Here is a 7,898-nt window from a genome sequence, read left to right on the forward strand (position 1 = left end):
CTATTCACTTCACTTCACATCAAATCAGACCCGGATAATTTGGCGAAGGTATTGACATGGGTAAACATCCTTGTAAGTTGGGTTTCTTTCACCTATAACTTTAGGATATTTACCCTATTTCGTCAATCACTTTTGGCGAAGGTATTGCTGAGAGTATAACACATTTTTAAACTATTGCGTAAGTCCTACTTAAAAAGGTTGTCAGTCGTCGTTTTTGGGTGCGTTTCTGCGGAGCAGCACGCCGCTTTGTCCAACCACCCAAAGGGTGTTGCTGTCTTTGACACCTGTAATGGCGTAGAGTGCATTCTCAACGCCTGTATGTTCCTGTTGCCAAGTTTCCCCGGCATCTGTCGAATAAATGATGGTACCAGATGCGCCAACTGCGTAGAGTTCATCTTCGGAAAGTGGAAAGACATCAAATAGTGTTTTTGAAACACCAGTGTCCTGTGATCGCCACGTAAATCCGCCATCGGTTGTGGACAAGATAATACCGGCGCGCCCTGCGACCCAGCCCTTTCGTTGATTGATGAACGCGACGGCGTGAAGGTGATAACCACTTTTGGTCTCGTGAAATTTCCAGTATTCTCCGCCGTTTACAGTTCGCTGAAGAACCCCGTTGGTGCCAACCGCCCAACCGAGGGGTGCGAATTTCATATCAACGCGTGTAAGTGTTTTGCGGGTGGATGTCTTTTGATGTCTCCAAATTGGACCGCCGTCGGGGTTGTGGAGAATTGTTCCATTTTTACCAACCGCCCAGCCTTCAGAAAACTTACCAAACGCTACGTCATTGAGAGCGTTTTTGCCTGGCAGTGCTGCAGGCATCCCCTGCGGTGTGTGTGTGGCTCTGCCTCGCGTCCAAGTTGCCCCATCGGTGGTATACAGGATCGTGCCGTCTCCGGTCATCGCCCACCCCCATTTGGGGTGGAGACTCACAAAATGTACGTCAATGATGTCTTGTGTGGTGTGCGTATCTAAGTGCTGCCATGTCTTTCCGCTATCTTCTGTTGCTATCAAGGTGCCGTTATCACCAGCAATCCAGCCGTTTTTTTCATCAAGGAAGAGAACATCTCGGAAGGTATCGGGTTGTTCGCCGAGTTGTTGGTGCCAAGTTTCGCCGGCATCGGTTGTCTGATAGATATGACCTACAGTTACTTCTGCCTTCTCAGCATGGCTGGCATCGACGCTATAGTCATCGGTGGTGCGTAGTGCTGAGGCAAATGCCCCGACCGCCCAGCCGTGTCCATCTTCAAGGATGTGAGCGTTGGTCAGTTTCCGTGTCGTGTCGGGTGCGCCTGCTGCGATCCTGTGGTGCCAACTTTCCGAAGGAACTGTGTCCTTTTCAAGCGAGTGTGCATCCCAACTTTCACCTTGGGTATCCGTCGTGAGGAGGGTCCGCCCATTGGCGATTGCCCAAGCGGATCTGTGATTGCGGAATTTCACCGCTTGGAGTCGAGTCCCAACAGGCACCAAAGCCTTTTTCTGTTTCCATGTCTTACCGGCATCGGTTGTCATCAGGGATGTGCCATCTTCCATGACGACCCAGCCCGCATCGGCATTGAAAAAATGGATGCCCATGCCGCGTTGATGGGTTTTGGCTTGAACCTGCCAAGAATCCCCGCCGTTGAACGTCTTGAGAATGAACCCGCCTTTTAGATTTCGCCCGGCGACCGCCCATCCAACTTGTGTGTTGATAAAATATAAGCCCGTGATGGGCTGATCCGTGAGTCCTGTTTTCTGAAGGCTCCATGTTTTCCCGCTGTCGGTCGTGCGCAGAGTCTGCCCGTTATTGATACCGATCCATCCCTGTTTGGGTGTAATAAAGTACATCGCAGTGACGACAGATACCTTTTCCAACCCTTTTTGAGTTGAATGCCATGTCTGTCCCCCGTTTTCGGTTCGCAGGAGGATCCCTTTGCCAGCAATCCAGCCGTTTTTTTCATCGAGGAAGCTGATACGATGCAGGTCTTCGTTGACACCGGTATGTTTTGCCTGCCACGTCGTGCCCCCGTCTGTGGTATATAAAATGACACCGTTGTGTCCGATGGTCCATCCGCGAGCTGCAGAGACGAAGTAGGTATCTCGGAAATAGGAATGTGAGGTTCCCGAGAGGATAACTTCCCAATGAGATACAACCGTTTCAGCGAGTGCTGCGGCTGTATTTTTTCTGCGGGGGGGCAGTTCTACAGTAAACTTCTCTGTATCCACAGCGAAACGCATCGCGATACCATCTTCCCCCACGGCGAGTATGCCGTCGGGTGAAAGCGAGAAGCTATAGAGATCGTTGGATGTCCCGGTTTTCTGCTTTTGCCATGTCATACCGCCATTGGTCGTGGTTAAAATGACCCCTTCATCGCCGACAATTAACCCATGATTTTCATCGGCAAAATAGACTTTGTTCAGATTTGACCGGGTCCGACTGTGTTGAAACCACCACGTTTCCCCGCCATTGCGTGTGTGCAAGATTTCACCGAATTGTCCAACCACCCAGCCTATGTGTTGGTCGATAAAGTAGGCACCATAGAGTTCATTATAACTCTCGGACTTCTGTCGTTCCCAGGTCAGCCCCCCATCTTGGGTATGAAAAATGATACCCGGCCATCCGACGACCCAGCCTTCTGTGTCATTGAGGAAAAAGATACCTTTTATCATCTCGTGGAAGTACCGGGGTGCTTGTTGCACCCAGGTCTGCCCCGCATCGGTGGTGTGGAGCACTGTTCCTAAATCCCCAACGACCCAGCCTTTCATCGGGTCTATGAAATGAACAGCGTTGAGCGTATACCACCACCCGCTACTTTGCTGTTGCCACGTTTGACCCGCATCGGTGGTGTGGAGGATGAGCCCACCGTCACCGACCGCCCAGCCATCCCGATCGGTGGCGAAAGAGAGATTACGGATGCGGTGCCAGTTGTCCATCGGCACATCGTTCCAGGTTTTACCACCATCTTGACTCCGCGTGATTGTCCCTTTCTCTCCAACAGCGACGGCGCGTTTAGCATCCGCAAACGCAACACTCTCCAGCGCGTTCGCAGGGGTTCCGGTTTTCATCTTCCACGTCCAACCGCCATCGTTGGAATAGAGCAGGGTCGCATTCATACCCACTGCCCATGCTACGTCAGGACTTGAGAAGGCAACTGCCATTAAATCATTGCGTGTCGGAGAGTCCACGAGTCTCCAATTTTCACCGCCATCCTGCGTGCGATTAATGAATCCGCCCTGTCCGACAACAAGACCCGCCTCCTTGCTCAGGAAATCGAAACTGTTGACAGTCGGACGCACATGACCATAAATCGGTGGGAGAAAACTCTCCTGCGTTATCCATTCTGTGCCACCGTTAGTCGTATGAAAAATCGTGCCATCCGTGCCACCACACCACCCCTGAGAAGGACTGAGAAAAAAGACTGTGTGAACGTTAGAAACTGTCGTCGAGGTGGCCTCTTTTACAAGGTTCGTCTGTCGCCTCCACGTATCGCCACCATCCGTCGTCCTCAGGATCCTATCATAGTCGCCAACCGTCCAGCCCCGATGCTTATTGACAAAATATATGCCTTTGAGTTGAAACTCGCTGGCTTGCTGATGTTGCCATGTTTTCCCACCATTTTCTGTAAACAGTAAGCCATCTTGCCCCGCAATCCAGCCTGTCTTTGAATTGATGAAAAAGACATCCGAAAACAGGGTGTGGGTACTACTGGTTTGGAGTCTCCAATGCGCCCCGCCATCAATGGTGGTTGCAATTAATCCCTTATCGCCAACCGCCCATCCGTTCCGCGGATTTGTAAAGTAGACAGCTTTGAAATCCTCAGTTGTATGCACGGTCTGTTTTTCCCAGTTCAATCCCCCATCGGCAGTGTGAAGAATCCACCCCCGATGCCCTACGATCCAGCCGTGTTGGGCATCCGCAAAGTGGATGTCCATAAAATCGGTTTCCCAATCTGCCTGGCGAGTGATCTCTTTTTTGACACACCCCATTAACAGAACCAAAACGCTAAACAGCATCCAAGAGCAGATAAAGTGTTCAAGGGTCTTTTTCATCTGTTTCTCCGCCTTTCCTTGCGAACTTCAGAGGAGTCGTAAACGCCAACAGCAACACCGGCATCTGTAGCGAACCAGAGGTTGCCGTTGCGGTCCTGAAATACCGACCTGACCCGGTTACTCGGCAGTCCCTCGTCTGTGTCAAAGTTTTCAAATGTCTTACCATTGTATACACTGACCCCTACTCCCGTATCAGTATAGGTCATGCCAAGGGTGTTTTGCGTTTCCTGTAGCGTCGGGAAGTGTTTCTTTACACCCGAGAACCAGAGGTTGCCGTTGCGATCTTCCATGATGTGATAAACAGAGTTCATCGGCAGTGCGTGGCTCTGTGGAAAGGCAATGCAGGATTCGCCATCGTATCGACGAATGCCGCTGCTTTCTATACTCACTGTTTCCCGGCTCATCCAGAGATTCCCCAAGGCATCAAAAACCAGGTCTGTTACATGCCCGGTTTCCGACAGTCCCATCTCTTGGAACGGGCTCAGATTGACATCAAAGTATCGCCAGAGAGACCTTTGGTGATTGTAGTAGGTAATCCCGGCAGTGCTGGCAAACCAAAAGTTTCCGGCGGTATCCGGGGCAATGGCGGTCACTTGATTCCAATATTCGGGTAATACTGCCATTCCGATAGGACCTTGTGTCTTCAGTGTCTTAAAGGTTCCGCCATCATAGCGACTTACTCCAGCATCGGTCGCCAACCAAAGCAGCCCCGTGTCGTCTTGAAAAATATCTAAAATGGTGTTATCGGCGAGTCCATGAGTTGTTGTAAAAGTTCTCAACCCCTCGCCATCATAGCGACTCACTCCTTTTTTGGGGATCGGATTTTGGGTGCCTTCGGGTTTTTGATCCCCTGGCAGCTTCGCCAGTTCACTCAATGGCATTGCCATCAATGACATATCGACACCCTTTTCCCTTGCAAAAACATTGCCAAGCACACCAGAGGCGAACCAGATCCTGCCCAGACTGTCCTCAAAGAGGAGACCCGTAGCATTTTCCGCCAATCCCTCTTGGGTCGTATAGGTTTGGAACCCCTCGCCATCATAGCGACTCACACCCTCGGTCGTCCCAATCCATATATCACCGGTTCGGTCTTCAAGGATCGCAAGCACGTTATCGGATGCCAAACCATCGGCTTTGGTGAAAGTCTTTTCGATACGCACCCCTGCACCCCCGGCAGCCCAGAGCAACCCGTTGGAAAAACAATAAATCACAGCGACTATCGCATACAATCGCATTCGCATACAAATGCCTCTTTCTCTAAAGAATGTCATTAAAATCTCTGTCTATAAAGATATAGCAATTTCTATGCCACCTCGCAACGTCTCGGTGAGGTGCGATTCGCTTTCAATTGCCCGTTTTGGTGCAAAAACGAAAAAACATGCCCAAATCTGTGCAAATGCTGTCGTTCGGATTCTATTATACCTTTTTTATTCTTTTTCGAGATTTAAAGCAAGCGTTCCACTACGCGGAATCGCACGGAGATTGCCTTCTAATATGCCGGCATCTAAAAAAAATCTCAACACTCCATGGGGATCCGCTTTTATCCAGAGACTCCCTTTTGTCCATGTGAGTCTTATGAATTCGCTCGCGGCTATCTTCCCTCCCCTCGATAATATGTGTAGACGGACGGGATCGCTTTTCTGGATGAGTCCTGTTTGGTAATAGTGAAACAGACACTCAGTCAGATTTAAATCGCTTCCACTGAGTAGATACTTCGCGGGAATAATCAGATTGCGCCCGCCAATTCCTTCCTGATGACATTGGGCACATCCCTGCTCGCGTATGCGGTGGTGCTTGCTTGTTGATGAAAGCACTTGAGGTGTTTCTAGGTCAAGCGAGGACTTCACATCAACTAAATCTAAAGTCTCATCGCGCCATCGTGCCCTGATAATACCGAGTGGCGGCACAGCGGCGTTTGCCCATAATTCCAACAACGGCTCAAGATTGCCACCCGGCGAACGAATGTGCGCGAAATAGTGCCGAGACTCGAATTCACCCACAGGCGTTTTTACGATTTCAGTCCCTAAGTCTTGGAGAAGGACTGAGAACGGTGGAAATTTTGACAGATGTAGTGGGAATAGAAACGTTTCGTCTACATAAAAAAAACTGTCTGCTTCAGTGCCTGGACGTAGAGACGTTTCGCTCAACAACCGCCAGAACGTAATGGGTACCGCATTGAATCGCGCCAGTCCATTGGTTCTTAACCAATGGTGTTGGCTCTCCCCGGATGCTTCTGCCGCGACCGCGAAAGAAATTCTCTGAATTTTGGTGTTTGTTTTCAGTTGATACGTCGCAACATCTCCAGGGTGCCATCTCTGAATCCCCAGTTGTTGGGGGGAGATGAGTAGATGTTTCATAAACAGTGGTGCTTTGATAAGGGTATCTTGTAATGTCTCTGCGACTCTCCATTGCTTTAGAAAATTGAAAAATCCTATAACAGTGAAGAGGCACGTCAGGCAAACAATGCTGATAGATAAAATACGAAATTTCATGCTATTTTTCTCCCTGAAAGTTGACAAAGCCAGCTTCGTGAATCTGACAACGTAAAGACTGTTGGCTGACTTGTGAGCCAAATCGGACGCAGACGGATAGCGATCCAAAAGAGTCCATAGCCTGCTAAGAGTGCCGTAAAAAGAACAACGAACACATAAAAGCGATCCGGCGATCGAATCGAAGAAAAGCCCGGCAGAAATTGGTAGAGCAGATTGTAAGGAGACAGCCAGACCAAAAACTGATAAATACCTAAATCCAGCGAAGGGCTTGGGGCGAGTGCCTTTCCCAAAGAGAGCAAGAATGCCAAAAAAGCCATGAGCAGGTAAAACTTTCCATATCGCTGGATCCGGGTTTCTGGTACTTCGAGGTGTGTGTTCGTATACTTCTGCGTTGCCCGAAAAAGGACACTCACGCCCAGAATCGCAAGACATAACAGAACACTTCCCAAAAAAAGACTTTTTCCTTGGTTGGTCTTTAAGATATTGCCATAAAACCAACTATGGTGAGGCAGTTTCAAGTATTCCTTAGGTAGTGTTTACATTTAGAAAGTATTGCTATTTTGGAGGTATTGTGATACGATATATTTATGGAAACACCAAAACTGGCAACACCCAACACAGATACATCCCAAGAACTCCCTCACGTCATCAGTGACACCGCTTGGCAAAGCATCTTACCGTTTCTCCGGGCTTATCCCAACGTCTATGTCGGGTCCCCAGAGACCTGCAAACGCTTCCTCTCCGCACTGCTTTGGATAACCAAAGAAGGTGCTTCTTGGCGGGCACTGCCGAAAGTCTACGGATATTGGAACACGATCTATCGCCGATTCGGGAGATGGTGCGATGCGGGTGTCTTTGAATCACTGCATGAACATTTTCACGAGGCAGGTGAACTCTCAGCGATCCTCGTGGATTCTACGATAGTTCGGGCCCACTCTTGTGCCGCGGGAGCCCCGAAAAAAAGGCGGTCAAGCCGCAGCGCGTCTCGGACGAAGCCGGGGTGGCTTTACCACGAAACTGAATCTATCTCTGAGTGAGACGTGGGTCCCGCTGCGATTGATTCTGACCCCCGGCAATCGCAACGATATAACGCAAGCGTCTGCGCTCCTCGAAGGGTATTGCTATGCGTCTGTGATAGGCGATAAGGCCTACGACTCGGATGCGTTTAGAGAAGCGATCGTCTCTGGGGGTGGGGTAGCGGTGATCCCACCCCGGGAGAGTCGCACTGACCCGCCTCCTTATGACGAGGCACTCTATAAACGCAGGAACATCATTGAACGGTTTTTTCATCGCTTGAAACAGTATCGGCGCATCGCAACGCACTACGATAAGTTAGGCATCAGGTATCTGGGTTTTGTCTATTTCGCTACTATACTC

General features: G+C 49.8%; 6 protein-coding genes. 2 read left to right on the plus strand and 4 right to left on the minus strand.

Features of this window, described 5'->3' with window-relative positions; translation table 11 throughout:
- Window positions 1–201 precede the first annotated feature (201 nt).
- The 4 genes from F4X88_11820 to F4X88_11835 form a co-directional block, all read right to left on the minus strand.
- On the minus strand, window positions 202–3,993 hold the full coding sequence (locus tag F4X88_11820; GenBank protein MYA56979.1) for a hypothetical protein: 3,792 nt from the start codon (window positions 3,991–3,993) through the stop codon (window positions 202–204).
- A 32-nt stretch (window positions 3,994–4,025) separates the two neighbouring features.
- Window positions 4,026–5,300 (minus strand): hypothetical protein, encoded by a 1,275-nt coding sequence (locus tag F4X88_11825; protein ID MYA56980.1) that lies wholly within the window; start codon window positions 5,298–5,300, stop codon window positions 4,026–4,028.
- Window positions 5,301–5,456: 156 nt separating this feature from the next.
- Entirely contained in the window at window positions 5,457–6,521 is a 1,065-nt protein-coding gene (locus F4X88_11830) for a hypothetical protein (GenBank protein ID MYA56981.1), read from the minus strand.
- The gene (locus F4X88_11835) at window positions 6,518–6,970 is read right to left on the minus strand and encodes a hypothetical protein (GenBank protein ID MYA56982.1); all 453 of its coding nucleotides are present in this window, start codon (window positions 6,968–6,970) and stop codon (window positions 6,518–6,520) included. Before F4X88_11835 ends, F4X88_11830 begins: the two co-directional genes overlap by 4 nt.
- A 138-nt stretch (window positions 6,971–7,108) precedes the next feature.
- Here F4X88_11835 and F4X88_11840 point away from each other — a divergent pair, with 138 nt between their 5' ends.
- Together F4X88_11840 and F4X88_11845 are read left to right on the plus strand one after the other, a co-directional pair.
- Window positions 7,109–7,558, plus strand: coding sequence for a transposase (locus tag F4X88_11840; GenBank protein ID MYA56983.1), 450 nt, complete (start codon window positions 7,109–7,111; stop codon window positions 7,556–7,558).
- On the plus strand, window positions 7,461–7,898 hold a 438-nt coding region (locus F4X88_11845), incomplete at its 3' end, for an IS5 family transposase (GenBank protein MYA56984.1). The genes F4X88_11840 and F4X88_11845, both read left to right, overlap by 98 nt.

This window comes from Candidatus Poribacteria bacterium (assembly GCA_009839745.1).
Taxonomy (GTDB): Bacteria; Poribacteria; WGA-4E; order WGA-4E; family WGA-3G; genus WGA-3G.

Excerpts from the sequence above, each read along its gene's own strand:
- F4X88_11820 (MYA56979.1), bottom strand. The coding sequence starts at position 3,993 with ATGCTGTTTAGCGTTTTGGTTCTGTTAATGGGGTGTGTCAAAAAAGAG.
- F4X88_11825 (MYA56980.1), bottom strand. The coding sequence starts at position 5,300 with ATGACATTCTTTAGAGAAAGAGGCATTTGTATGCGAATGCGATTGTAT.
- F4X88_11830 (MYA56981.1), bottom strand. The coding sequence starts at position 6,521 with ATGAAATTTCGTATTTTATCTATCAGCATTGTTTGCCTGACGTGCCTC.
- F4X88_11840 (MYA56983.1), top strand. The coding sequence starts at position 7,109 with ATGGAAACACCAAAACTGGCAACACCCAACACAGATACATCCCAAGAA.